Genomic DNA, 22,897 nt, shown 5'->3' with positions numbered 1-22,897 from the left:
CTACCAGGGGAGCGAATAGGTCTTGCTGTTGGTGAAGCTCTTCATCGCCTCGAGCACGCCTTCCTTGTAGCCCAGGCCCGAGTCCTTGATGCCGCCGAAGGGCGTGAGTTCGAGCCGGTAGCCCGGCACCTCGCGCACGTTGACGGAGCCGACGTGGAGTTCGCGGATGAAGCGCGTGATGTAGTCGAGGCGGTTGGTGCACACCGACGACGACAGCCCGTAGGCCGTGCCGTTCGAGATGCGGATCGCCTCCTCGATGCTGCCGAAGCGGATGACCGGCGACACCGGGCCGAAGGTCTCGTGCCTGGCCACCGTCATCTCCGGGTCGACGTGGTCGAGGACGGTCGGCGCATACAGGGCGCCCCGGCGCACATGGCCGCAGAGCAGCTTGGCGCCGGCCGCGATCGCCTCGTTGACGACCGCCTCGAATTGGATCGCGGCGGCCTCGTCGATCACGGTGCCCATGTCGGTGTCCGGGTCCATCGGATCGCCGTATTTGAGCGCCTCGGTCTTGCGCACCAGCAGCTCGACGAAACGGTCGGCCACGGCTTCGTGCACCAGCATCCGCTTGACGGCCGTGCAGCGCTGGCCGGAGTTCTTGTAGGAGCCGCTGGCCGCGAGCGTGGCGGCCTCCTCGATGTCCGCGTCTTCCATCACGATGATCGGGTCGTTGCCGCCGAGCTCGAGGATCTGCCGCTTGTAGACGGCCTTGCCGGCGATGTACTTGCCGATCGCCACGCCGCCGGTGAAGGTCACGAGGTCGACGTCCGGATGGGTCAGCATCTCGTCGGCGATCTCGCGCGGGTCGCCGGTGATCACCGACAGCATCTGCGGCGGCAGCCCCGCCTCGTAGAGGATGTCGGCCAGGATGAAGGCGGTGAGCGGCGTCTTCTCGCTGGGCTTGAGCACGATGCGGTTGTTGGTCGCGACGGCCGGCGCCACCTTGTGGATCACCTGGTTCAACGGATGGTTGAAGGGCGTGATGGCGGTGATGACGCCCAGCAGCGGCTCGCGCAGCGTATAGACCTTGCGGCTCTTGCCGTGGTGCGTGAGGTCGCAGGAGAACACCTGGCCGTCGTCGACCAGTGCCTGGTTGGCGGCGAACAGCAGCACGTCGGAAGCGCGGCCCACTTCGTACAGCGAGTCCTTGCGGCACAGGCCGGATTCGAGCGTGATCGTGCGCGAGATCTCGTCGAGGCGCGAGGCGATGATCTCGCCGGCGCGCATCAGGATCTTGTAGCGCTCGTAGCGCGTCAGCGTCGGCTTGTAGTCGCGCGCGATGCGGTAGGCGCGCCGCACGTCTTCCAGCGTCGCCTTGGGTACGGTGGCGATCACCTCGCCGGTGTAGGGATAGCGGACCTCGATGACCTCGTCACGATAGACGCGTTCGCCGGCGATGCGCAACGCTTCGCAATGGATGTCGGCTGGCTTCGGCATGGGCTGGCTCATGGTGGTGGATCCGGACGATTTACTGGACGTGGTTCAGGGCCAGGTCGAGGGCGTCGAAGTTGCGCAGCCGGCGGCTGCCGGAGATGCCTTCGACCGGACGGTTGCAGATCAGCGGCACGCGCTGCTCGGACACGCCGCCATGCGAACGCAGCGGCACTTCCAGCGCGGAAAGATCGTGCCGGCTGGCGGACGTGCCGATCACCGTGCTGCGCTCGCTGACGACCACGATGTCGCCGATGCGGTCGGGCGGCAGCTCGAAGCGCTTCGCGGCCTCGGCGCGCGACAGCACGGACTCCATGCCGGGAACCTCCCGGATGCGCAGGATCCATTGCGCCGCGGTCGCCTCGTCGGGCGCATAGACGGTGGCGAACGAGCCGAGGGCGCCGTGGTGGACCACGTAGGGGTCGGTGATGGGCAGGATGACCCGCGCCTTGCCGGCCCCGTACCAGTCGTCCAGCACGTCCTGCAGGTAGATCACGTTGGGCTTGCCGTCCGTGTCGTGCTTGTCGTTCATGCCATGGTCGGCCGTCAGCACGATGGTGGCGCCGAGTTCGTCGAGCTGCGCCAGGTAGCGGTCCATCATGGCGTAGAAGGCATTGGCGGCCGGGCTGCCCGGCGCGGCCTTGTGCTGCACGTAGTCGGTGGTCGACAGGTACATCAGGTCGGGACGGCGCGTCTCCATCAGCTTCACGCCGGCGGCAAAGACGAACTCGGACAATTCCGCGCTGTACACCGACGGCACCGGCAGGCGCACCAGGCCGAGCACGTCCTCGATGCCGTTCTCGGCCAGCGTCACCTGGTCGGCCTTCTCGGAGGAAAAGCAGATCCCTTCCATGCGGTTGCCGAGCAGCTTGCGCAGCTTGTCCTTGGCGGTCACCACGGCCACCTTGGCGCCCGCATCCGCGAACGCGGCCAGCACGGTGCCGGCGCGCAGGTACTTGGGGTCGTTCATCATGACTTCCTCGCCGATCTCGCGGTCGAAGAAGTAGTTGCCGCAGATGCCATGGACCGCCGGCGGCGCGCCCGTGACGATCGACAGGTTGTTCGGGTTGGTGAACGAGGGCACCACGCAATCGGCCAGCAAGTTGGCGCCGGACTTCATGATGCGCCCGAGGTAGGGCGCCACGCCGGCCGCCACCGCGGCGTCGAGGTAGGCGGGCTCGCAGCCGTCGACGCAGACCACCACCACGGGGCGGCTCATCCAGCGGTAGTTCCTGGCATTGACTTCGATCGTCTCCGGTGTCATTTCAAGCTTCCTTGGTGGGTGAGTGAGTCATGGACGGGGGCTGGGCGATGTCGAGGCGGCCGAAGGCCTTGTGCATGCGGGCGCGGCTTCCGGCCACGTGCTTGCGCATCACGCGACCGGCCTGCTCGGCATCGCCGGAAGCGATGGCCTCGACGATCTCGCGGTGCTCGTCGACCGACACGCGCAGCCCGCCGCCGCCGTCGAGCGCGCGCATGCGGAACAGGGACAGCTCCTTGATCAGGCGCTTGTAGGTCTCGGTCAGCTTCTGGCTGCCCGCGGTGTCGAGCAGGATTTCGTGGAACTGCAGGTTGAGCTGCGCGTACTGCTCCAGGTCCGAGGCCTGGGCGGCCGACTTCATCGGCTCGAGCATGGCCTTGAGACGAGCGAGCGCATCCGGCGCGATGGCGCGCGTGACGCGCCGGCCGATGATCTCCTCCAGCGCCTCGCGCAGTTCGTAGATCTCATCGGCTTCCTCGAACGCGATCTCGCGCACGAAGACGCCGCGGTTTTTCTCGTTGCGGACCAGGCCGGCCTCCTCCAGCGCGCGCAAGGCCTCGCGGACCGGCCCCCGGCTGGTATTGAAGCGCAGCGACAGCTCGCTTTCATTGATGCGGCTGCCGACGGCCAGCTCGCCCGTCATGATGAGCCGTTCGATTTCTTCCTGCACCAGCATCGGAAGCGAGCTGGACTGCAGGAAAGCCAGCGCCGCGGTCGATTTGTTCGTTTGCATGGGCTGTATTCTTGGCCTCAGATTGCAAACTGTCAACAATTTTTTATTGACAGTCATCAATCGACGTTCTACATTGGATTCACCGACGCACGGCAACGAGCTCGGGCGTGACAAGCCAATCCCCCTACAGGAGTGAACGATGAACGCAAGAAAAAGCACGAGCCGCCTCGCCATGGCGCTGTGCGCCGTGGTGCTGGGCGTCGCCGCCGGCGCCGCGCTGGCACAGCAAAAAACCTCCCTGCTGGTCTACACCGCGCTCGAAACCGATGCGATGAAGCTCTACAAGGACGGCTTCGAGAAAGCCAATCCGGACATCGAGATCAAGTGGGTCCGCGACTCCACGGGCATCGTGACCGCCAAGCTGCTGGCCGAGAAGGCCAATCCCCAGGCCGACGTGGTGGCCGGCGTCGCCGCCAGCAGCCTGGCCCTGCTGGAGCAGGAAGGCATGCTCCTGGCCTACGAGCCGAAGGGCTTCAAGGAACTGTCGCCCGAGTACTCGGACAGCAAGCGGCCGCCCGCCTGGGTCGGCATGGACGTCTGGGCGGCCACGGTCTGCTTCAACACGGTCGAGGCAAAGAAGCGCGGCCTGCCCAAGCCGGAGAGCTGGAAGGACCTGACCAAGCCCATCTACAAGGGTGCGATCGTGATGCCGCATCCGGCCTCCAGCGGCACCGGCTACCTCGACGTGGCCGCGTGGCTGCAGATGTGGGGCGAGGCCGACGGATGGAAGTACATGGACGCGCTGCACGAGAACATCGCGCAGTACGTGCACTCCGGCTCCAAGCCCTGCAAGCAGGCCGGCGCCGGCGAGTTTCCGATCGGCATCTCCTTCGAGTTCCGGGCCCACCAGGTCATGAAGTCGGGCGCGCCGGTCGAGCTGGTCTTTCCGAAGGAAGGACTGGGCTGGGACATCGAGGCCACCGGCCTCATGAAGACCAGCAAGAAGATGGAGCAGGCCAAGCGCCTCGCCGACTGGATGGCCAGCAAGGAGGCCAACCAGATCACCGCCAACTGGTGGGCCGTGGTCGCCTATCCGGGGGTGGCCAAGAAGCTCGAAGGCATCCCCGAGAACTACGAAAAGCTGCTGGCCAAGAACGACATCAACTGGGCGGCGAAGAATCGTGAACGCATCCTGGCCGAGTGGAGCAAGCGCTACGAAGGCAAGGCGGAAGCCAAATCTAACTAACTAGGCTCGCCCCCAGGTTGGCTCACTTCGTGTAGCCGCCCACCCCCTACCGGGGGCAACACCAGCGGCCCGGCAAAGCCGGTTCCGCGGTGGCATTGTTGCTCGCCCCCAGGTTGGCTCACTTCGTGTAGCCGCCCACCCCCTACCGGGGGCAACACCAGCGGCCCGGCAAAGCCGGTTCCGCGGTGTTCCTGGAAGGGGTTCGCGTTTTGTGCGTCTCGGAGTTATCGAAAATGGATATGACCGCCGCCAAGTTCATCGCAGACGAACTGCAAGCCACCGCCGCGCTGGAAGTCGTCGGCATTCGCAAGGACTTCGAATCCTTCAGCGCCCTGCGCGACGTGCATCTGCGCGTGAAGCCGGGCGAGATGCTGTGCTTCCTCGGCCCCTCCGGCTGCGGAAAGACCACCTTGCTGCGCATCATCGCCGGGCTGGAGACGCAGACCTCGGGACAGATCCTGCAGAACGGGCGGGATGTTTCCTGGCTGCCGCCCGACAAGCGCGACTACGGCATCGTGTTCCAGTCCTACGCCCTCTTCCCCAACCTGACCATCGCCGACAACGTGGGCTACGGCCTGGTCAACGGCAAGGCCAGGAAGGCGGAGATCAAGGCGCGCGTCGACGAGCTCCTCACGCTGGTGGGCCTGCCGACCTCGGGTGCGAAGTACCCGAGCCAGCTCTCGGGCGGCCAGCAGCAGCGCGTCGCGCTGGCGCGCGCGCTGGCCACGCGGCCGGGCCTGCTGCTGCTGGACGAGCCGCTGTCGGCGCTCGACGCGCTGGAACGGATCCGCCTGCGCGGAGAGATCCGCCGACTGCAGAAGCAGGTCGGCATCACCACCATCATGGTCACGCACGACCAGGAGGAAGCGCTGTCGATGGCCGATCGCATCGTGGTCATGAACCACGGCGTCATCGAGCAGGTCGGCACGCCGATGGACATCTACGAGCGGCCCGCCACGCCTTTCGTCGCCGATTTCGTCGGCAAGGTCAACGTGCTGCGCGGCCACGCGCTGGGCGGCAACCTCTTCCGCGTCGGCGACATGGAGCTGCAGTGCGACGCCTGCGACAGCGGCTTCGAGCCCGGCGACGCCGTGAACCTCTACCTGCGGCCGGAAGACCGCATCGCAGAGCACCTGGGCCCCGACACGCCCAACCGCCTGAGCGCACTGGTCACCAAGGTCGAATTCCTCGGTGGCCTGTGCATCGCCGAAGTCACCGCCGACGAGTTGCACGGCCAGAGCCTCGGCCTGCACTTCTCGCTCAACCAGTTGCACGACCTCGACATTCGCGAAGGCAACCGCATCGACATCGCGCTGCGCGCGAACCGCATCCGGGCTTTCTGCGAGAGAAAGAGCAAGTCATGAACACGCTGGCACGCGTTCATCCGGCGGCCGCCGCCCGGCCTCGCCGCGCCGGCCTGCGCTGGAGCCGCGACGAGCTGATCGCCCGCGCCGTGCTGCTCGCCGTGATGGCGATGCTGTTCGTCTTCCTGATCGCGCCGCTGTTCTCGATCCTGGTCAACGCCGTGCTGGGCAAGGACGGCCGCTTCGTCGGCCTGGCCCACTTCATCACCTACTTCCAGACCCCGAGCCTGATGCGCGCGGCCTGGAACTCGATCTGGGTGTCGACCGTGGTGGTGCTGATCTCGGTGCCCGCGGCCTTCGTCTGCGCCTACGCCATGACACGCACCTGCCTGCCCACGCCCTTCAAGGCCACCTTCCGGCTGATCGCGCTGATCCCGTTGCTGGCGCCCTCGCTGCTCTCGGCGATCTCCTTCGTGCAATGGTTCGGCAACCAGGGCGCGCTCAAGTTCCTGCTCGGCGGCGCCTCGATCTATGGCGCGCCGGGAATCATCCTGGCCGAGGTCTACAACACCTTCCCGCACGCGCTGATGATCCTCGTCACCGCGCTCTCGCTGGCCGACGGGCGGCTCTATGAAGCGGCGACGGCGCTGCGCACGCCCGGCTGGCGGCAGTTCACGACGATCACCCTGCCCTCGTGCAAGTACGGACTGATCAGCGCCTCGACGGTGGTGTTCACCTACGTCATCAGCGACTTCGGTGCGCCGAAGGTGATCGGCGGCAACTTCAACGTGCTGTCGGTGGACGTGTTCAAGCAGGTGGTCGGCCAGCACAACTTCTCGATGGGCGCGGTGGTCGGCCTGCTGCTGCTGGTGCCGTCCATCCTCTCGTTCGCCATCGACTACACGGTGCGGCGCAAGCTGAAGGCGCAGCTGACGGCGCGCTCGGTGCCGTTCAGCCCCAAGCCGCGCCGCCTCGCCGACACGCTGCTGGCACTGTTCTGCGTGGGGGTCTGCACGCTGCTGCTGGCCACGATCGGCATGGCGGTCTACACCTCGCTGATCACGCTCTGGCCCTACAACCTGTCGTTCACGCTCAAGCACTATCACTTCGCGCTGGTCGACAGCGACATGGCGGCGGCCTACACGAACAGCCTCATCCTCGCGATCTCCACCGCGATCGGCGGCTCGCTGATCGTCTTCGTGGGCGCCTACCTGATCGAGAAGACGCGCAACCTCGGCCTGATGCGGCGCGCGATGCACCTGATGGCGGTGCTGTCGATGGCGGTGCCCGGCCTGGTGCTGGGCCTGGGCTACGTGATGTTCTTCAACCATCCGGCCAACCCGCTCAACTTCCTCTACCAGACGATGGCGATCCTGATCATGTCGACGATCGTCCACTACTACACCTCGAGCCACCTGACCGCCGTCACCGCGCTCAAGCAGATCGACAACGAATTCGAAGCCGTGTCCGCCTCGCTCAAGGTGCCCTTCTTCAAGACCTTCCTGCGCGTCACGGTGCCGGTCTGCCTGCCCGCCATCCTGGACATCGGCCGCTACTACTTCGTCGTCTCGATGGCCAGCCTGTCCTGCGCGATCTTCCTGTATTCGCCCGAGACCATCCTGGCGTCGGTCGCGATCATGCACCTCGACGAAGCGGGCGACATCGGTCCGGCCGCGGCGCTCGCCAGCCTGATCGTCATCACCTCGGCCGTCGTCTGCGTGGCCTATGCGCTGCTCACGCGCGTGATGCTCGCCCGCACCCAGGCCTGGCGCAACCTGCGACGCACCTGACCCCCTCGCCTTCATCCGGACCTTCCCTCACCTGGAGACACCATGAGCCAAGCCTCTCACCCGATCCTTCTCACCCCCGGCCCGCTGACCACCTCCGACCGGACCCGGGCCGCCATGCTGCGCGACTGGGGATCGTGGGATTCCGACTTCAACCAGATCACCGCGCGCATCCGCCAGCAGGTGCTGCGCATCGTTCACGGCGAGGGCACGCACGAGTGCGTTCCGCTGCAGGGCAGCGGCACCTTCTCGGTCGAGGCGGCGATCGGCACCCTGGTGCCGCGCCACGGCCATGTGCTGGTGCCGAACAACGGCGCCTATTGCCAGCGCATCGCCCGCATCTGCAAGGTGCTGGGCCGCAAGCTGACGACCATCGACTACACCGAGGACAAGCAGGTGCTGGCCGCCGACGTCGACCGCGCGCTGGCCGCGGACCCGACGATCACCCATGTCGCGCTGGTCCACTGCGAGACCGGCACCGGCGTGCTCAATCCGCTGCACGAGGTCGCGCTGGTGGTGGCCAGGCATGGCCGCGGACTGATCGTCGACGCGATGAGCTCCTTCGGCGCGCTCGACATCGATGCGCGCAAGACGCCCTTCGATGCCGTCATCGCGGCCTCCGGCAAGTGCCTGGAAGGCGTGCCTGGCATGGGCTTCGTGATCGCCAGGCGCAGCATCCTCGAGAAATGCGAAGGCAACTGCCATTCGCTCGCCATGGATCTGTACGACCAGTGGGTGTACATGGAGAAGACGACGCAGTGGCGCTTCACGCCCCCGACCCACGTGGTGGCCGCGCTCGACGAGGCCATTGCGCAGTACGTCGAGGAAGGCGGCCTCGAGGCGCGCGGCGGCCGCTACGCGCGCAATTGCAAGGCCCTGATCGTGGGGCTTGCGGCGCAGGGTTTCCGCAGCTACCTCGACCCGGCATTGCAGGCGCCGATCATCGTCACCTTCCACGCGCCGGACGATCCGAAGTACGACTTCAAGACCTTCTACCAGGAGGTGAAGAAGCGAGGCTACATCCTCTACCCGGGCAAGCTCACGCAGGTGGAGACCTTCCGCGTCGGCTGCATGGGCCACTTCGGCGAGGCCGGCATTCCGGGCGCGGTCGCGGCGATTGCGGACACGCTCAAGGCGATGGGCATCCGGCAGGTGTCGGCGCCCGCCCTCGCTTGAACTGGCGCCGGCCTGAAGTACCGGCGAATCGCCGGACGGTCAGGCCGGTTGCGGTTCAGGCCGGAACGCCGGCCGGCCGGCCTGCGCCGCGCGGGCCCGACACCGCCGGCTGGTAGCGATCGACGGCCAGCCCGTCGGTGCGGATGTCGGGACGCCGGCCCATGACCTGGTCGGCCACCAGCTTGCCCGAGCCGCAGGCCATGGTCCAGCCGAGGGTGCCGTGGCCGGTATTGAGGAACAGGTTGCCGTAGCGCGTCGCACCGACGATCGGCGTGCTGTCGGGCGTCATCGGCCTGAGGCCGGTCCAGAAGGTGGCGCGCGGCAGGTCGCCGCAGGGGAACAGGTCGGTGATGACGCGTTCCAGGGTCTCGCGCCGGCGCGGGTTGAGGCGCAGGTCGAAGCCGCCGAGCTCGGCCATGCCGCCGACCCGGATGCGATCGTCGAAGCGCGTGACCGCCACCTTGTAGGTCTCGTCGAGCACCGTGGACTGCGGCGCCAGCGAGGCGTCGACCAGCGGCACGGTCAGCGAATAGCCCTTGACCGGATACACCGGAATGTCCAGTCCCAATGGCGCGAGGAAGTCGCGCGAATAGCTGCCGAAGGCCAGCACATAGCGGTCGGCGGTGAGCACCTCGTTCGCGGCGCCGCCCAGGCGCACGCCGGTGATGCGGCCGCCGTCGGTGACCAGGCCGTCCACCGACTGATGGAAGCGGAAATCGACGCCGAGCCCGCGCGCGATCGCGGCCAGGCCCTGGGTGAACAGGTTGCAGTCGCCGGTTTCGTCGTTGGGCAGGTGCAGGCCGCCGGCCAGCAGGTCGCCGGTGCGGGCCAGGGCCGGTTCGACCGTGGCAAGCCGGCTGCGGTCGAGCAGGGTGTAGGGCACGCCGCACTCCTCGAGCACGGCGAGGTCGCGCTGCACGGCGTCGAGCTGCGCCTGGCTGCGGAACAGCTGCAGCGTGCCTTGCGTGCGCTGCTCGTAGTGGATGCCGGTCTCGGCGCGCAGTTCGCGCAGGCAATCGCGGCTGTACTCGGCCACGCGCATCATGCGTTCCTTGTTGAGCGCGTAGCGTTCGGGCGAGCAGTTCTTCAGCATCTGCGCCATCCAGCGCAGCTGGAACAAGGTGCCGTCGGGCCGGATCGCGAGCGGCGCGTGCTTCTGGAACATCCACTTCAACGCCTTGAGCGGGATGCCCGGCGCGGCCCACGGCGTGGAATAGCCGGGCGACACCTGGCCCGCGTTGGCAAAGCTGGTTTCCTGCGCCGGGCCGCCCTGGCGATCGATCAAGGTGACCTCGGCGCCATTGCGCGCCAGGTAATACGCGGTCGTCACGCCGATCACGCCGCCGCCCAAAACGATCACTTTCATCGCCGAACTCCCAGAGAACAGGTAAGGAGTCAATGGTATGAATTCAATCCCGATAAACTCCACTGAAATAATGCCCGTCTGCAGTGATTTCAGCTGCCGCCCCGCCTCCAACCGCCCTCCAGGAGTGAAATGACCGAACTCGACCGCACCGACCGGAAAATCCTCGACATCCTGCAACGCCAGGGCCGCATTTCGATGACCGATCTGGCCGAGCAGATCGGCCTGTCGACGTCGCCCTGCTCCGAGCGCGTACGGCGCATGGAGCGCGAGGGCGTGATCACCGGCTACCACGCGCGCATCGATCCGCAGGCCGTCGGCAAGACCTTGCTGGTGTTCGTCGAGATCACGCTGTCGTCGAAGTCGGGCGACGTCTTCGACCAGGTGCGCGAGGAGCTGCTGCACGTGCCCGAGGTGATGGAATGCCACCTGGTGTCGGGCGGCTTCGACTATCTCATCAAGGCGCGGCTGCGCGCCATGAGCGACTACCGCGACCTGCTGGGCGGCCTGCTCAAGAAGCTGCCCGTGACCGCCGAATCGCGCAGCTATGTCGTGATGGAAGAGGTCAAGGAAAGCCTCTACCTGCCGATGGACCGCTGAGCCTGCACCTAGAATCCCGCCCCTCGTCCCCGAACCCCGCCTCCATGAACATCGTCGTCAACGAAGACCTGAAATCCTATATCGACCCCCTGACCCCGGAGGAATACGAAGCGCTCGAGCGCAGCATCCTGGCCGAAGGCTGCCGCGATGCCCTGGTGCTGTGGGGCGAGGTGCTGGTGGACGGCCACAACCGCTACGGCATCTGCCAGAAGCACGGCCTGCCGTTCCAGACGGTGCAGAACACACGCTTCCAGTCCCTGGAGGACGTGCACCTGTGGATGATCGACCAGCACCTGGGCCGGCGCAGCGTCTCGGACTTCCTGCGCGGCGTGCTGGCGCTGCGAAAGAAGGAGATCGTGGCCGGACGGCAAGCCCGCGCATCCGCGGCCCCGTCCGACGCCGCCGACGATCCGCCCTTCGATGCCGATCCGGCACTGCCGCCACCCGCGCCCCTGAACAGCCGCGAAGCCATCGCCAAGGCGGCGCGCCTGAGCAGCAGCCAGGTGGTGATGATCGAGAAGATCCAGAAGCAGGCGGCGCCCGAGCTGGTGGCCGCGGTCAAGTCCGGCACGATCTCGATCAATGCCGCGGCGGCCGTGGCCAGCCTGCCGGCCGAAGAACAGGTGGCCGCGGCCAACGGCGGCAAGGACGAACTCAAGCAGGCCGCCAAGCGCGTGCGCGAGGCCAAGCGCCCCACGCGTGCGGAACCTGAAAAAACGCAGGCGCCGGAAGCACCGGATGCCGTCGAGCGGCTGACGCAGCGCGTCGCCGAGTTGACGGCCGAGAACGAAGACCTGCGCCGTCAGGTCGCCGCGCTGCACGCGCTGTTGCAGGCCGCGGAGGCCTGAGCCTCAGGGCGCCAGGAAGCCGGCCTCGCGGGCGGCTACACGACGTGAGCCAACCCGGGGGGCAAGCCCTATTCAGCGTTCGGGAAAAACAATTGCTCGCCGCCGATCTTGTAGGCCGCGATGGTCGACTGGCCCACGGGCGAGATGACCCAGTCGACGAACTTCTGCGCGCCCGCGCTGTTGAGCTGCGGGAACTTCGCCGGGCTCACCACCATCACGCCGTACTGGTTGAACAGGCGCTTGTCGCCCTCCACCAGCACCGCGAGATCTGCGCGGTTCTTGAAGCTGAGCCAGGTGCCGCGGTCGGCCAGCACATAGGCGCCGCTCGACGCCGCGATGTTGAGCGCCGGACCCATGCCGCAGCCGCACTCCTTGTAGCCCGCGCCCTTCCTGTCGTTCGCCAGCGCCTGGCCGGCTTTTTCGCCGATGCCGGTCTGCGACCACATCCGGCGCTCGGCGGCATCGGTGCCGCTCTTGTCGCCGCGCGAGACGAAGGGCGCATTGGAGGCGGCGATCTTCTTCAACGCCGCGACGATGTCCTTGCCCTTGACGCCGGCCGGATCGCCCTTGGGCCCGACCAGCACGAAGTCGTTGTACATCACCGGGAAGCGTTTGGCGGCGAAGCCGTCGGCGACGAACTTCTCCTCGGCCGCCGTGTCGTGCACGAACAGCACGTCGGCATCGCCGCGCTTGGCCATGTCGATCGCCTGGCCGGTGCCGACCGCGACCACCTTGACGTCGATGCCGCTGGCCTGCTTGAAGGCCGGCAGCAGGTGCGAGAACAGGCCCGACTGCTCGGTCGAGGTGGTCGAAGCCATGGTGAGGGTCTCGGCGTGGGCCGCCAGCGCGCTCGCCGCGACGACCACCGCGCCCAGCACCGACATCAGGCTTCGGGACAGATTGAACGACTTCATGCCAGTTCTCCTTTGACAAACAGACGGGCTTCGGCCGGCAAGGGACCGCCGAAGAATTCCCGGACCGGGAGGTCGGCCAGCACGCGGCCGTGCTCCAGGTAGACGACGCGGCTCGCGAGGCGCTTGACCTGGCCGAGGTTGTGGCTGGCGAACACCAGCGTGCGGCCCTGCGCGGCCTCGGCGATCAGGGCCTCGACCTCGCGCTTGGCGGTCGGGTCGAGGCTGGCGGTCGGCTCGTCGAGCAGCAGCACGTCCGGGTGCAGCGCCCAGGCCCGCGCGAGCGCCAGGCGCTGCTGCTGGCCGCCCGACAGCGTGCGCGCATTGCGGCCTTCGAGCTCGGCCAGGCCGACCCGTCCCAGCGCCGCCACGGCCTCGCGCTGCGCCAGGCGCCACGGCGCACCGTGCAGCCAGAGCGCCAGCGCGACGTTGTTGCGCACGCTGGCGCGCAGCATGTGCGGCCGCTGGAACAGCATGGCCTGCGCCTTGCGCGGCACCCGGCTCGCGAAGACGCCCGCCGCGTGCGGGACCAGGCCATGCAGCATCCGCAGCAGGCTGCTCTTGCCGCTGCCGTTGGCGCCGATCAGCGCGACCCGCTCGCCGGCATGGATGGTCAGATGGGTCGGCGCCAGCGCCTGCACCTCGCCGAAGCGCACTTCGGCCGCATGGAGACTGAACAGAGGCGTGCCCGCAGCCGGGCCTTTTGCCGTTCGGCTCATGGCGCAACCTCCAGCCGCCGCGCGCCGGCCGCGTCGACCATGCCGCCGTCGACCCGCTCGCGCCAGCCGCGCACCGCCGCGATCGCCAGGTTGAGCACCAGCACCACGGCGAGCAATACCAGGCCCAACGCCAGCGCCAGGGGCAGGTCGCCCTTGCTGGTTTCGAGCGCGATCGCGGTGGTCATCACGCGCGTGAAGCCATCGATGTTGCCGCCGACGATCATCACCGCGCCGACTTCCGACACCGCGCGGCCGAAGGCGGCGATCACCACGGTGATCAACGCATAGCGCTCGTCCGCCACCAGGAGCAGCGAACGCACGAAGTTGCCGGCGCCGAGCGAGCGCAACTGCTCGCCGTGGGCGCGGTCGGCGTCCTCGATGGTCTGGCGCGTCAGCGCCGTGACCACCGGCAGCACGAGGATGGTCTGGGCCAGCACCATCGCCTTGAACGAGAACAGCCAGCCCAGGAAACCCAGCGGACCCGAGCGCGAGAGCAGCAGGTAGATCACCAGGCCCACCACCACCGAGGGCAGCGCCAGCAGCGTGTTGAGCAGCGTCAGCAGCAGGCCGCGCCCCGGAAAACGCGCCACCGCCAGCCAGGCGCCCAGCAGCAGGCCGAAGCCGCAGGCCAGCACGCAGGCCGTCCCACTGACCGCCAGCGAGCGGCCGACGATGGCGAGCAGCAAGGGGTCGGCGGAGACGACCAGGTGCCAGGCGGCAGCGGCACTGTCGGCGAAGGTGTTCATGCAAGGCGTGGAGCGGGGAGCGCAGCAGTATGGGCAGGCGTGCGCCACCCACCTATGCAATCACTTGCATAGGTTGAAAGGCAGCTCTGCATAATCCTCGGTGCTCCCTCTTCTCTTTTCCTCCCTCGTGCAGCAGATCGAACTCTCCTACGCCATCGCACCCCGCCGCCACGGCCGGACGCTGATTCGCAACCCGCTGATGGAGTTGCTGCACGCGGTGCGCGAACACGGATCGATCTCGGCCGCCGCACGGGCCGTGGGCTATTCGTACCGCCACGTCTGGGGCGAACTCAAGCGCTGGGAACAGACACTGGGGCACCCGCTGGTGACCGGCGACCAGGGCCGCTCGGCCCAGCTCTCCGAGTTCGGCGACAAGCTGCTGTGGGCCGAACGCCAGGCCCAGGCCCGGCTGGCACCGCAGATCGAGGCATTGCATGCCGACCTCGAACGCGCCTTCGCGCTCGCCTTCGACGACAGCACGCACGTGCTGAGCCTGCATGCCAGCCACGACGATGCGCTGGTGCTGCTGCGCGCGCACGCGGCGGCCACCGCCCGGCTGCAGCTCGACATCCGCTTCACCGGCAGCGTGGATGCGATCAGCGCGCTGAACCAGGGACGCTGCGTGATGGCGGGTTTCCACACGCTGGAACGGCCGCCGACCGGCTCGCTCGCGCAGCGCACCTACAAGCCTCTGCTCAAGCCCGGACTGCACAAGATCATCGGTTTCGCGCGCCGCACCCAAGGCCTGATCGTCGCGCCCGGCAATCCGCTCGGCTTGCGGAACCTGGCCGACGTCGCCGCCCGCCGCGCCCGCTACGTGAACCGGTCGATCGGCACCGGCACGCGGGTGCTGCTCGACGAGCTGCTGGAGCGCGACGGCCTGACGGCCGACGCCATCGACGGCTATGCCCGGCACGAGCCCTCGCACGCGGCCGCCGCGCATGCGGTGGCCGCCGGCGAGGCCGATGCGGCGCTCGGGATCGAATCGGCGGCGCTCGGCGCGGGCCTGGGCTTCGTGCCGCTGGTGCAGGAGCGCTACCACCTGGCCTGCCTCAAATCGGCGCTCGAACAGCCGGCGATCCAGGCCCTGCTGGTACTGCTGCGCGGCGCCGCCTGGCAGCACCAGCTCGGCACGCTTCCGGGCTACGAGAGCGCCAGCAGCGGCGAGGTCGAGTCGTTGAGCACGCTGCTGCCGTGGTGGAGCTTCAAGCCGAAAAAGGCCCCCTCGCGCGCCAAGTCGTAACTCCGGCCCGCGTGCACGCTCAAGCGGGATCGAGCGGGAAGACCGGGCGCCGTACCTTGGAAAACGGAAACAGCCCATAGTCCGAACTCGTCACCCCCGGGCTGTCGCACTCGACCAGCGCGGCGGACAGCGGCTCGAACACCGGCCGGCAGTACATGCGCGACTTGAGCAGCAGGAAGCGCTCGCCGCGCGGATCGAGGCCCGCGCATTCGAAGACGCCGATGTCCCAGGGTTCCTGGGTGCGCTCGGTCACGACGATGCGTGCCGCGCCGATGTCGAACAGCACCGTGCGGCCCATGCTGGCGCGCTGGCCGGTGTAGGTGGGGCCCGTGATCACGTACTCGCCGTCGCTGATGGTGCGCACCGTGCCCGTCAGTGGCAGCGGCGTCTTGGCGAGGCCGATGCCTGCCAGCGACACCTTGTTGCCGAGTGCCACCGTCACCGTCGCGCCCTCGCCCGCCGCGATGAGCTCGCTCACGGCCTGCGGGTCGCACAGCGGCCCGACGCCGATGCCGTCGAGTCCCTGGGCCAGCGCTTCCTGCAGCACATCCATGGTGTCGCAGCTGCCGCCGGACATGCAGTTGTCGCCATGGTCGAGCAGCAGCACCGGGCGGGTGGCGCCCTGCGCGATCTGCTTGGCGCGCGCGATCGATGCCGCCAGGGGTTCGCTGCGGTAGACGAAAGCCTCGCGCTCGCTCCACATCTGCCCCGCGATGCGATCAGCCGTGGCCTGGGCGCGCTCGGGCGACTGCGCATCGACCACCACCACGCTCATGCAGGGCGCCTCGATGTCGGACAGCGAGAAGCCCGCGAAGATCGACACCGCGAGCGAGTCGGCCTTCTCGGCTGCGCGCGCCGCGTCGATCGCGCGCTGCATCGCGCCGGCGAAGGACGCGCTGCGCAGCGTGTGCGCCATCAGAGGCAGCGAGTGCCACCGCATCGCGGGCCGGCTCCGCCCGGCGAGCAGGTCCAGCAGCAGGCGGCCCGCATGCTCGCCGGTTTCGTACATGTCGATGTGCGGGTAGGTCTTGAAGCCGACGATCACGTCCGCGTTGCCGACCATCGCCGCCGTCACGTTGGCATGCAGGTCGAGCGCCACGCCGATCGGCACGCCGGGCGCCGCGGCGCGCAGCCGCGCGAGCAGGTCGCCCTCGCCGTCCACGCTGTTGTGCGCCACCATCGCGCCGTGCAGGTCGAGCAGGATCGCATCGCACCCCGGCGCGGCATCGAGGATGCTCTGGCACAAGGTGGTGTAGGCCTGCGCGTCGACCGGCCCGCTGGGATTGGCCGAAGCGGACACCGGCGTGACCAGCGTCGCACCCGCCTGCTCGGCCAGGTCGATGAAGGCCGACATCGCGGTGCGCATGCCCTTGTTGTCGCGATAGGCCTGCTCGCCGAAGCTCGGGCCGTCGGGCCCGAAGGCAGCCAGCGACGTGGGCACGGGCGAGAAGGTGTTGGTCTCGTGATTGAGCCGGGCGATCAGGATTTTCACGATGCCACCACCCCCGCGCTTTGCAGCATCGCCTGCATCAGCACATTGCAACCGGCCTCCAGGTGGTCGGGCTGCGCATCCTCGATCTCGTTGTGGCTGATGCCGTCGAGACAAGGCACGAAGATCATTGCGGCCGGGCAGACGCGCGCCAGGTACACCGCGTCGTGGCCGGCGCCGCTGATCACGTTCATCCAGGTCATGCCCTGCTGCTGCGCGGCGTCGCGCACGGCCGAGACCAGCGCCGGCGCAAAGGACTGCGGCGGGAAATACACCACCTGCTCGACGCTGAGGTCCACCTTGTGCAGCGCGCCGATGCGCTGCGTCGCCTGCCTGAGCGCCGCGTCCATGGCCAGCAGCACAGTGTCGTCGGCCGCGCGCAGGTCGACGCTGAGCCGCACCCTGCCCGGGATCACGTTGCGCGAATTCGGGTAGGCATCGATCCAGCCGACGGTGCCGCGCCCATGCGGCGCCTGCGCGAGCGCGATGCGATTGACCTCGATCACCAGCTCGGAGGCGGCCAGCAAGGCGTCGTGCCGAAGTTCCATCGGGGTGGGCCCGGCATGCGCTTCCATGCCCTGCACCACCACGTCGTACCAGCGCTGCCCGAGCGCGCCCTCGACCACGCCGATCACGCGCTCGTTGGCTTCGAGCACCGGCCCTTGTTCGATGTGCGCTTCGAAGTACGCCCCCACGGGGGATGCGGCCGCCGATGCGGGCGCCGGGCCGGCATGGCCGATGGCGGCCAGCGCATCGGCCACGCTGATGCCCTCGTTGTCGCGCTGCGAGAGCGCGTGCTCGAGCGTGAAGGCGCCGGCGAAGACGCCCGAGCCCATCATCACCGGCACGAAGCGCGAGCCCTCCTCGTTGGTCCACACCGCCACCTCCAGCGGCGCTTCGGTGACGATCTGCGCATCGTTGAGGCTGCGGATCACCTCAAGGCCCGCGAGCACGCCGTAATTGCCGTCGAACTTGCCGCCCGTGGGCTGGGTGTCGATGTGGCTGCCGGTCGTGACCGGCGGCAGCGCGTTGTTGCGTCCGGCACGGCGCGCGAAGATGTTGCCGATCTGGTCCACGCGCAGCTCGCAGCCGGCCTCGCGGGCCCAGCGCGCGAAGAGCTCGCGGCCCTGCCGGTCGAGCTCGGTCAGCGCGATGCGGCAGACGCCGCCCTTCTCGGTGGCGCCGAGCTCGGCGAGTTGCATCAGCGAGTTCCAGAGACGCTGGCCGTCGACGCGAAGATGGCGCAGGTCCGGTGCGCCGGACACGGGGGAAAGTTCAGGGGATATAGTCATGGCTTTGCGAGAAAGAGGCGGGGCGGATGCGTTCAGACGAGACCGACGCCCAGGTAGCGGTCCTTCACTTCGTGGTCGGCGACGAAGTCCGCGTTGCCGGCCTCGTGCACGATCACGCCCTGCTCCAGGATGTAGTGCCGGTCGGCCAGCTGCACGCAGACCTCCAGGTTCTGCTCGACCAGCAGGATCGCCACGCCGGCGGCCTTGATCAGCTTCAGCTGGGCGACGATCTCTTCGACGATCACCGGCGCAAGGCCTTCCACCGGTTCGTCGAGGATCAGCAGGCGCGGGTGGTTCATCAGCGCGCGCCCGATGGCCAGCATCTGCTGCTCGCCGCCCGAAAGCTGGCCCCCGCCGTTGCGGCGCCGCTCCTTCAGGCGCGCAAAGATGCGGTAGATGTCGTCGAGTTGCCAGGGCGAATCGCGCCGCTGGCCGAGCAGCAGGTTCTCCTCCACGGTCAGCAGCTTGAAGATGCCGCGGTGCTCGGGCACCAGGCAGACGCCGCGGGCCGCGATGCGGTGCGGCGGGAGACCCGCGATGTCGGCCCCCTGGAACCGCACCCTGCCGCGGGTGGGTGTGACGGCGCCGGCGATGCTCTTCAGCGTGGTCGACTTGCCCGCGCCGTTGCGGCCCAGCAGCGTGACCAGTTCCGCCTCGCCCACGGTCATCGAGACGCCCTGCAGCACATGGCTCTTGCCGTAGTGGCTGTGCAGGTTCGCGACTTCGAGAATGCTGCTCATGCGCGCCCCCCGGTGATCATGTTGCCGAGGTAGGCCGTGCGCACGCGCGGATCGGAGCGGATGTCGCCCGGCAGTCCCTCGGCCAGGACGCGGCCCTGCTGCATCACGGTCACGGTGTCGGAGATGTCCATCACGATGTTCATGTTGTGTTCGATCAGCACCACGGTGTGCGCGTCGCGCAGGCCGCGGATCAGTTGCTTCATGTCGTCGAGGTCGTCGATGCCCATGCCCGAGGTCGGCTCGTCCAGAAAGATCGCCTTGGGCCGCGCCGCCAGCGCCATGCCGACTTCGAGGCGCCGCTGCTGGCCGTGCGAGAGCACGCTGGCCGGCGTGTCGGCCAGCCGCTCGAGGCCGATGCGCTGAAGCACTTCCGCCACGATGTCGGCGCAGGACAGTTCGCCGACCGGCGCGCGCCAGCAATTGAGCGCACGGCGCGGCGTCACGCCCTGCGCCGCGAGCCGCAGGTTCTCGCGCACCGGCAGGCTGGCAAACAGGCTCGTGACCTGGAAGGAGCGCGCCATCCCGCGCTGCACCCGGCGGTAGTCGGGCTCGCGCGTCACGTCGTGGCCGTCGAACACGATGCGCCCGCCCGTCGTGGTGCCGGTGCCCGTGAGCATGTGGAACAGCGTGGTCTTGCCGGCGCCGTTGGGGCCGATCACCGAATGCACGGTGTTGGGCAGGATCCGGAGGTCCACGCCGCCGAGGGCGGCGAACTTGCCGTAGTGCTTGGTGACACCGACGGCTTCGATCAGTGCGGTCTGCGTCATGCCTTCTCTCCCTGTCCGGCCAGGACCTCGGGCGGCGGCACCTGCGGCGCCCTGCGGAACACGCGGCGCCACGCGCTTTCGCCCAGGCCCCAGAGGCCGCGCTGCATGCCGATGCTCACGCCGATCAGCAACAGCCCCAGCAACAGCAGCCATCGCGGCCACAAGGTCGAGAGCCAGTCGGCCAGCAGCACATAGAAAGCCGCACCCAGCACCGAGGCGAAGAGGTTGCCGGTGCCGCCGATCACGGTGATGACCAGGATCATCTCGCTCGTGTGGTATTCGGCATTCGAGAGCGGCGCGATGCCGGTCATCATCGCGTGCAGCCCGCCCGCCAGGCCGGTGACCGCGCCCGAGATCACGAAGGCCAGCAGCTTGAAGCGCCGGAGGTTGTAGCCCACCGCGGCGGCCCGGTCCTCGTTGTCGCGGATGGCCAGCAGCGTGCGGCCGAAGATCGAATCCGACACGCGCAGCAGCAATCCGAACGCGATCAGGAACACCACGGCGACAAAGGCGTAGTAGGTCCACGGCGTGTCCATGGCCCACAGCGTGCGGCCGAACAGCGACAGCGGCGGACGCGGCACGTCGAGCAGGCCGTTGTCGCCGCCCGTGAGATCGGTCGCCGTGTAGGCGAGGAAGTAGAACATCTGCGCGAAGGCCAGCGTGAGCATCACGAAATAGGTGCCGCGCTGGCGAATCGCGACCCAGCCGACCAACGCGGCGCCGACCGCGCCCATCGCGGTCGCCGCGGCCAGCGCGACCGGCATCGGCAGCTGCAGGCGCGTCAGCATCAGCGCCAGGGTGTAGCTGCCGAGGCCGAAGAAGATGCCCTGCCCGAACGACAGCAGGCCGGTGTAGCCCAGCAGCAGGTTGCAGCCCAGTGCCGCCAGCGCGTAGATCAGCACCTCGCTCGCGAGCGACCCCGAGCGCAACACCAGCGGCAAGCCAAGCGCAACCGCCAGCGCCAGCAGGAAAGTGATTTTTCTTGGCATGGTTTTCATCCTCGGCGGCCGAGCAGGCCATGCGGGCGCAGCAGCAGCACGGCCGCCATCGCGATGTAGATCATCAGGCTCGCGCCGGGCGGCCAGAGGGTGCTCATGAGGCTTTGCACCACGCCGATGAGCAGCCCGCCCACCAGCGCCCCGCCGAAGCTGCCGAGGCCGCCGATCACCACCACCACGAAGGCGACACCCAGCGCCTCGACACCCATGAAGGGCTCGGCGCCGCGGATCGGCGCGGCCAGCACGCCGGCCAAAGCCGCCGTCGCCGCGCCCAGCGCGAACACCAGGCTGAACACGCGGAACACGTTGATGCCCAGCAGCGACACCATCTCGGTCGATTCGCTGCCCGCACGGACCGCGCTGCCCAGCCGTGTCCCTTCGAGCACCCACCACAGCAGCACCGCCAGCACGGCCGTGAAGCCGATGACGAAGAGCCGGTACTTGGGATAGACGAAGGCGCCCCACATGACCACGCCCTGCAGCAGGTCGGGCGTGGGCACGCTGTTGCCGAGCGGCCCCCACAGCACGATCACGACTTCCTGCACCGCGAGCGCAAGGCCGACGGTGACGAGGATGTGGAACTCGTGCGCCTTGGCGTAGACACGGCGCAGCAGCAGCTTCTCGGCGGCCCATCCCAGCGCGCCGACGAACAGCGGCACCAGCACCAGCGCGGCCCAGAAATCGAGGCCCCACTGCATGGCCTGGAAGCACAGGTAGGCACCGAGCAGATAGAAGGCCCCGTGCGCGAAGTTCACGAAGCGCAGCAGGCCGAACACGATGGACAAGCCAACGGCCAGCAGGAAATACAGCATGCCGATGCCGATTCCGTTGAGGGTCTGGAGCAGGTAGACGGTCATAGATGTGGGTGGTGGCGGGCTTGCGTGCACGGTCCCTTCCAGGAACACCGCGGAACCGGCTTTGCCGGGCCGCAGGTGTTTGCCCCCTGCAAGGGGGTGGGCGGCCACACGCAGTGGGCAAGCCTGGGGGTTAGCCGGTCAGCCCAGTTTGCAGCCGGTCTTGTCGACCGGAAGGAACGACTTGCCCGAGCTGACCACGTCGACGAAGTCGGCCGGGTTCTTCATCTTCGACTTGGCCTTGCCCTTGAGCAGGTAGTAGTCCTTGATCACCTGGTGATCGGCCTTGCGGATTTCCTCGGTCCCGGTCAGGCCATCGAACTTCATGCCTTCGAGCGCCGCGATCACGGCCTTCGGGTCGACCGTGCCGGCCTTGACGATGCCGTCGAGCAGGACCTTGGTGCAGACGTAGGAACCCGCGAGGCTGTAGTTGGGCACGATCTTGAGCTTGTCGGCGGTGCGCTTGACGAGGTCGCGGTTGAGCGGCGTGTCGGCCGTGTGCCAGTACTGGGCGCCGAAATAGACGCCATCGCACAGGTCCGCGCCCAAGGACTCGAACTGCTCCAATCCCGAGGCCCAGGCAATCAGGATCGTCATGTTCTTGTTCATGCCGAAGCTCACCGCCTGGCGCAGCGCATCGGACGACTGCGCACCAAAGTTGAGCAGCAGCAGCACGTCGGGCTTGGCGGCCGCCGCGTTGGTGAGGTAGCCGCTGAACTCCTTCTCGTTGAGCGAGTGGTAGCTGTTGCCCACGTGCTCGATGCCCTTCTCCTGGAAGATCGCCTTGGCCGCGCCGAGCAGGCCTTCGCCGAACACGTACTGCGGCGTGATGGTGTACCAGCGCTTGGCGTTGGGCAGCGCGGCCGCCAGCGGACGCACCGTTTGCTCGATGGCACCGAAAGTGGGCACGGACCAGCGGAAGGTGGCGCTGTTGCAGTCCTTGCCGGTGATCTCGTCAGCGCCGGCCGTGGTGATGAAGAGCCCGCCGGCCTTCTCGGCCTCCTTGCCCATCGCCAGCGATTCCGACGACAGGGTCCCGCCCGCGAAGAAGCGCACGCCCTGCTGCTGCGAGGCCTCCTGCACCTTGCGCACCGCGGTCGCCGGCTTGCCTTCGGTGTCGAGCACCGTGTAGGCCAGGGGCCGATTGAGCACGCTGCCGTACTGTTCGATTGCGAGCTTCATGCCCAGTTCGGCAAATTTGCCGTTGGCCGCGAAAGCCCCTGACATCGGCACCGGGCAGCCGAAGCGGATGGCGTCCGCCGATTGGGCGAAAGCGGCGCGACCGGCCAGCAGGGAGGCGGGCGCGGCCGAGAGGGCGGCCAGTTGGAGAAGGTGTCTGCGTTGCAATTGAGAGCTCCGATCGTGGTGTGAAGTGAAGAAATGGCTTCCGCGAGCTGCGGCGATTTAACCGGATAAATTGGATTAATATGCTAGTGAAAACCCGTTAGC

General features: G+C 67.9%; 21 protein-coding genes. 7 read left to right on the top strand and 14 right to left on the bottom strand.

The window, feature by feature from the left end; translation table 11 throughout:
• The 3 genes from phnY to AC1DYK_RS24340 are packed head-to-tail and all read right to left on the bottom strand — an operon-like array spanning window position 1 to window position 3,425.
• A complete protein-coding gene (gene phnY, locus AC1DYK_RS24350; protein ID WP_478168621.1) occupies window positions 1-1,449 on the bottom strand; it encodes a phosphonoacetaldehyde dehydrogenase in 1,449 nt (482 codons plus the stop codon).
• A 19-nt stretch (window positions 1,450-1,468) separates the two neighbouring features.
• A complete protein-coding gene (phnA, locus tag AC1DYK_RS24345; RefSeq protein WP_478089078.1) occupies window positions 1,469-2,695 on the bottom strand; it encodes a phosphonoacetate hydrolase in 1,227 nt (408 codons plus the stop codon).
• 1 nt (window position 2,696) lies between these two features.
• Complete coding sequence (locus AC1DYK_RS24340) at window positions 2,697-3,425, bottom strand: phosphonate utilization associated transcriptional regulator (RefSeq protein WP_478089079.1); 729 nt, start codon at window positions 3,423-3,425, stop codon at window positions 2,697-2,699.
• A 139-nt stretch (window positions 3,426-3,564) separates the two neighbouring features.
• Between AC1DYK_RS24340 and AC1DYK_RS24335 the strand changes: the two genes are divergently transcribed.
• The 4 genes from AC1DYK_RS24335 (at window position 3,565) to AC1DYK_RS24320 (ending at window position 8,878) form a co-directional block, all read left to right on the top strand.
• Window positions 3,565-4,611, top strand: a complete 1,047-nt coding sequence (locus AC1DYK_RS24335) for a putative 2-aminoethylphosphonate ABC transporter substrate-binding protein (RefSeq protein WP_478157510.1) — start codon at window positions 3,565-3,567, stop codon at window positions 4,609-4,611.
• A 233-nt stretch (window positions 4,612-4,844) separates the two neighbouring features.
• Window positions 4,845-5,975: a putative 2-aminoethylphosphonate ABC transporter ATP-binding protein gene (locus tag AC1DYK_RS24330; protein ID WP_478168620.1), complete on the top strand. Its 1,131-nt coding sequence runs from the start codon at window positions 4,845-4,847 to the stop codon at window positions 5,973-5,975.
• Window positions 5,972-7,705, top strand: coding sequence for a putative 2-aminoethylphosphonate ABC transporter permease subunit (locus tag AC1DYK_RS24325; protein WP_478168619.1), 1,734 nt, complete (start codon window positions 5,972-5,974; stop codon window positions 7,703-7,705). Before AC1DYK_RS24330 ends, AC1DYK_RS24325 begins: the two co-directional genes overlap by 4 nt.
• A gap of 42 nt (window positions 7,706-7,747) precedes the next feature.
• The gene (locus tag AC1DYK_RS24320) at window positions 7,748-8,878 is read left to right on the top strand and encodes a 2-aminoethylphosphonate--pyruvate transaminase (RefSeq protein WP_478168618.1); all 1,131 of its coding nucleotides are present in this window, start codon (window positions 7,748-7,750) and stop codon (window positions 8,876-8,878) included.
• 55 nt (window positions 8,879-8,933) lie between these two features.
• Here AC1DYK_RS24320 and AC1DYK_RS24315 read toward each other — a convergent pair whose 3' ends face one another.
• Window positions 8,934-10,244: a D-amino acid dehydrogenase gene (locus AC1DYK_RS24315; protein WP_478168617.1), complete on the bottom strand. Its 1,311-nt coding sequence runs from the start codon at window positions 10,242-10,244 to the stop codon at window positions 8,934-8,936.
• A gap of 129 nt (window positions 10,245-10,373) precedes the next feature.
• Here AC1DYK_RS24315 and AC1DYK_RS24310 point away from each other — a divergent pair, with 129 nt between their 5' ends.
• On the top strand, window positions 10,374-10,841 hold the full coding sequence (locus AC1DYK_RS24310; RefSeq protein WP_478168616.1) for a winged helix-turn-helix transcriptional regulator: 468 nt from the start codon (window positions 10,374-10,376) through the stop codon (window positions 10,839-10,841).
• A gap of 44 nt (window positions 10,842-10,885) precedes the next feature.
• Window positions 10,886-11,689: a ParB N-terminal domain-containing protein gene (locus AC1DYK_RS24305; RefSeq protein ID WP_478168615.1), complete on the top strand. Its 804-nt coding sequence runs from the start codon at window positions 10,886-10,888 to the stop codon at window positions 11,687-11,689.
• Window positions 11,690-11,757: 68 nt separating this feature from the next.
• Here AC1DYK_RS24305 and AC1DYK_RS24300 read toward each other — a convergent pair whose 3' ends face one another.
• The 3 genes from AC1DYK_RS24300 to AC1DYK_RS24290 are packed head-to-tail and all read right to left on the bottom strand — an operon-like array spanning window position 11,758 to window position 14,065.
• On the bottom strand, window positions 11,758-12,603 hold the full coding sequence (locus AC1DYK_RS24300; protein ID WP_478168614.1) for an ABC transporter substrate-binding protein: 846 nt from the start codon (window positions 12,601-12,603) through the stop codon (window positions 11,758-11,760).
• Entirely contained in the window at window positions 12,600-13,319 is a 720-nt protein-coding gene (locus tag AC1DYK_RS24295; RefSeq protein ID WP_478168613.1) for an ABC transporter ATP-binding protein, read from the bottom strand. Before AC1DYK_RS24295 ends, AC1DYK_RS24300 begins: the two co-directional genes overlap by 4 nt.
• Entirely contained in the window at window positions 13,316-14,065 is a 750-nt protein-coding gene (locus AC1DYK_RS24290) for an ABC transporter permease (protein WP_478168612.1), read from the bottom strand. Before AC1DYK_RS24290 ends, AC1DYK_RS24295 begins: the two co-directional genes overlap by 4 nt.
• A gap of 127 nt (window positions 14,066-14,192) precedes the next feature.
• Between AC1DYK_RS24290 and AC1DYK_RS24285 the strand changes: the two genes are divergently transcribed.
• On the top strand, window positions 14,193-15,308 hold the full coding sequence (locus tag AC1DYK_RS24285; RefSeq protein WP_478168611.1) for a substrate-binding domain-containing protein: 1,116 nt from the start codon (window positions 14,193-14,195) through the stop codon (window positions 15,306-15,308).
• 19 nt (window positions 15,309-15,327) lie between these two features.
• On the opposite strand, the gene AC1DYK_RS24280 is transcribed toward AC1DYK_RS24285, so the two are convergent.
• The 7 genes from AC1DYK_RS24280 to AC1DYK_RS24250 all read right to left on the bottom strand — a co-directional run bounded on the left by AC1DYK_RS24280 (window position 15,328) and on the right by AC1DYK_RS24250 (window position 22,795).
• Window positions 15,328-16,800: a M81 family metallopeptidase gene (locus AC1DYK_RS24280; RefSeq protein ID WP_478168610.1), complete on the bottom strand. Its 1,473-nt coding sequence runs from the start codon at window positions 16,798-16,800 to the stop codon at window positions 15,328-15,330.
• On the bottom strand, window positions 16,797-18,089 hold the full coding sequence (locus tag AC1DYK_RS24275) for a Zn-dependent hydrolase (protein WP_478168609.1): 1,293 nt from the start codon (window positions 18,087-18,089) through the stop codon (window positions 16,797-16,799). The genes AC1DYK_RS24280 and AC1DYK_RS24275 overlap by 4 nt, the downstream gene beginning before the upstream one ends.
• 32 nt (window positions 18,090-18,121) lie before the next feature.
• Window positions 18,122-18,829 carry an ABC transporter ATP-binding protein gene (locus AC1DYK_RS24270; protein ID WP_478168608.1) on the bottom strand — a complete coding sequence of 236 codons (708 nt, stop codon included), beginning with the start codon at window positions 18,827-18,829 and terminating at the stop codon, window positions 18,122-18,124.
• Complete coding sequence (locus AC1DYK_RS24265) at window positions 18,826-19,596, bottom strand: ABC transporter ATP-binding protein (RefSeq protein WP_478168607.1); 771 nt, start codon at window positions 19,594-19,596, stop codon at window positions 18,826-18,828. Before AC1DYK_RS24265 ends, AC1DYK_RS24270 begins: the two co-directional genes overlap by 4 nt.
• Window positions 19,593-20,585: a branched-chain amino acid ABC transporter permease gene (locus AC1DYK_RS24260; RefSeq protein WP_478168606.1), complete on the bottom strand. Its 993-nt coding sequence runs from the start codon at window positions 20,583-20,585 to the stop codon at window positions 19,593-19,595. The genes AC1DYK_RS24265 and AC1DYK_RS24260 overlap by 4 nt, the downstream gene beginning before the upstream one ends.
• Before the next feature lie 5 nt (window positions 20,586-20,590).
• Window positions 20,591-21,451, bottom strand: coding sequence for a branched-chain amino acid ABC transporter permease (locus AC1DYK_RS24255; protein WP_478168605.1), 861 nt, complete (start codon window positions 21,449-21,451; stop codon window positions 20,591-20,593).
• Window positions 21,452-21,589: 138 nt separating this feature from the next.
• Window positions 21,590-22,795: an ABC transporter substrate-binding protein gene (locus AC1DYK_RS24250; protein WP_478168604.1), complete on the bottom strand. Its 1,206-nt coding sequence runs from the start codon at window positions 22,793-22,795 to the stop codon at window positions 21,590-21,592.
• Between the last annotated feature and the right edge of the window lie 102 nt (window positions 22,796-22,897).

Source organism: Variovorax sp. P2_H12 (genome assembly GCF_056403395.1).
Note: the sequence above shows the minus strand (reverse complement) of the source record. Positions and strands in the feature narration are given on the sequence as shown.

Bases quoted from the DNA above. Each gene is read 5' to 3' on its own strand.
- phnY (WP_478168621.1), bottom strand. From the start codon at position 1,449: ATGAGCCAGCCCATGCCGAAGCCAGCCGACATCCATTGCGAAGCGTTG.
- phnA (WP_478089078.1), bottom strand. From the start codon at position 2,695: ATGACACCGGAGACGATCGAAGTCAATGCCAGGAACTACCGCTGGATG.
- AC1DYK_RS24340 (WP_478089079.1), bottom strand. From the start codon at position 3,425: ATGCAAACGAACAAATCGACCGCGGCGCTGGCTTTCCTGCAGTCCAGC.
- AC1DYK_RS24335 (WP_478157510.1), top strand. From the start codon at position 3,565: ATGAACGCAAGAAAAAGCACGAGCCGCCTCGCCATGGCGCTGTGCGCC.
- AC1DYK_RS24330 (WP_478168620.1), top strand. From the start codon at position 4,845: ATGGATATGACCGCCGCCAAGTTCATCGCAGACGAACTGCAAGCCACC.
- AC1DYK_RS24325 (WP_478168619.1), top strand. From the start codon at position 5,972: ATGAACACGCTGGCACGCGTTCATCCGGCGGCCGCCGCCCGGCCTCGC.
- AC1DYK_RS24320 (WP_478168618.1), top strand. From the start codon at position 7,748: ATGAGCCAAGCCTCTCACCCGATCCTTCTCACCCCCGGCCCGCTGACC.
- AC1DYK_RS24315 (WP_478168617.1), bottom strand. From the start codon at position 10,244: ATGAAAGTGATCGTTTTGGGCGGCGGCGTGATCGGCGTGACGACCGCG.
- AC1DYK_RS24310 (WP_478168616.1), top strand. From the start codon at position 10,374: ATGACCGAACTCGACCGCACCGACCGGAAAATCCTCGACATCCTGCAA.
- AC1DYK_RS24305 (WP_478168615.1), top strand. From the start codon at position 10,886: ATGAACATCGTCGTCAACGAAGACCTGAAATCCTATATCGACCCCCTG.
- AC1DYK_RS24300 (WP_478168614.1), bottom strand. From the start codon at position 12,603: ATGAAGTCGTTCAATCTGTCCCGAAGCCTGATGTCGGTGCTGGGCGCG.
- AC1DYK_RS24295 (WP_478168613.1), bottom strand. From the start codon at position 13,319: ATGAGCCGAACGGCAAAAGGCCCGGCTGCGGGCACGCCTCTGTTCAGT.
- AC1DYK_RS24290 (WP_478168612.1), bottom strand. From the start codon at position 14,065: ATGAACACCTTCGCCGACAGTGCCGCTGCCGCCTGGCACCTGGTCGTC.
- AC1DYK_RS24275 (WP_478168609.1), bottom strand. From the start codon at position 18,089: ATGACTATATCCCCTGAACTTTCCCCCGTGTCCGGCGCACCGGACCTG.
- AC1DYK_RS24270 (WP_478168608.1), bottom strand. From the start codon at position 18,829: ATGAGCAGCATTCTCGAAGTCGCGAACCTGCACAGCCACTACGGCAAG.
- AC1DYK_RS24265 (WP_478168607.1), bottom strand. From the start codon at position 19,596: ATGACGCAGACCGCACTGATCGAAGCCGTCGGTGTCACCAAGCACTAC.
- AC1DYK_RS24260 (WP_478168606.1), bottom strand. From the start codon at position 20,585: ATGCCAAGAAAAATCACTTTCCTGCTGGCGCTGGCGGTTGCGCTTGGC.
- AC1DYK_RS24255 (WP_478168605.1), bottom strand. From the start codon at position 21,451: ATGACCGTCTACCTGCTCCAGACCCTCAACGGAATCGGCATCGGCATG.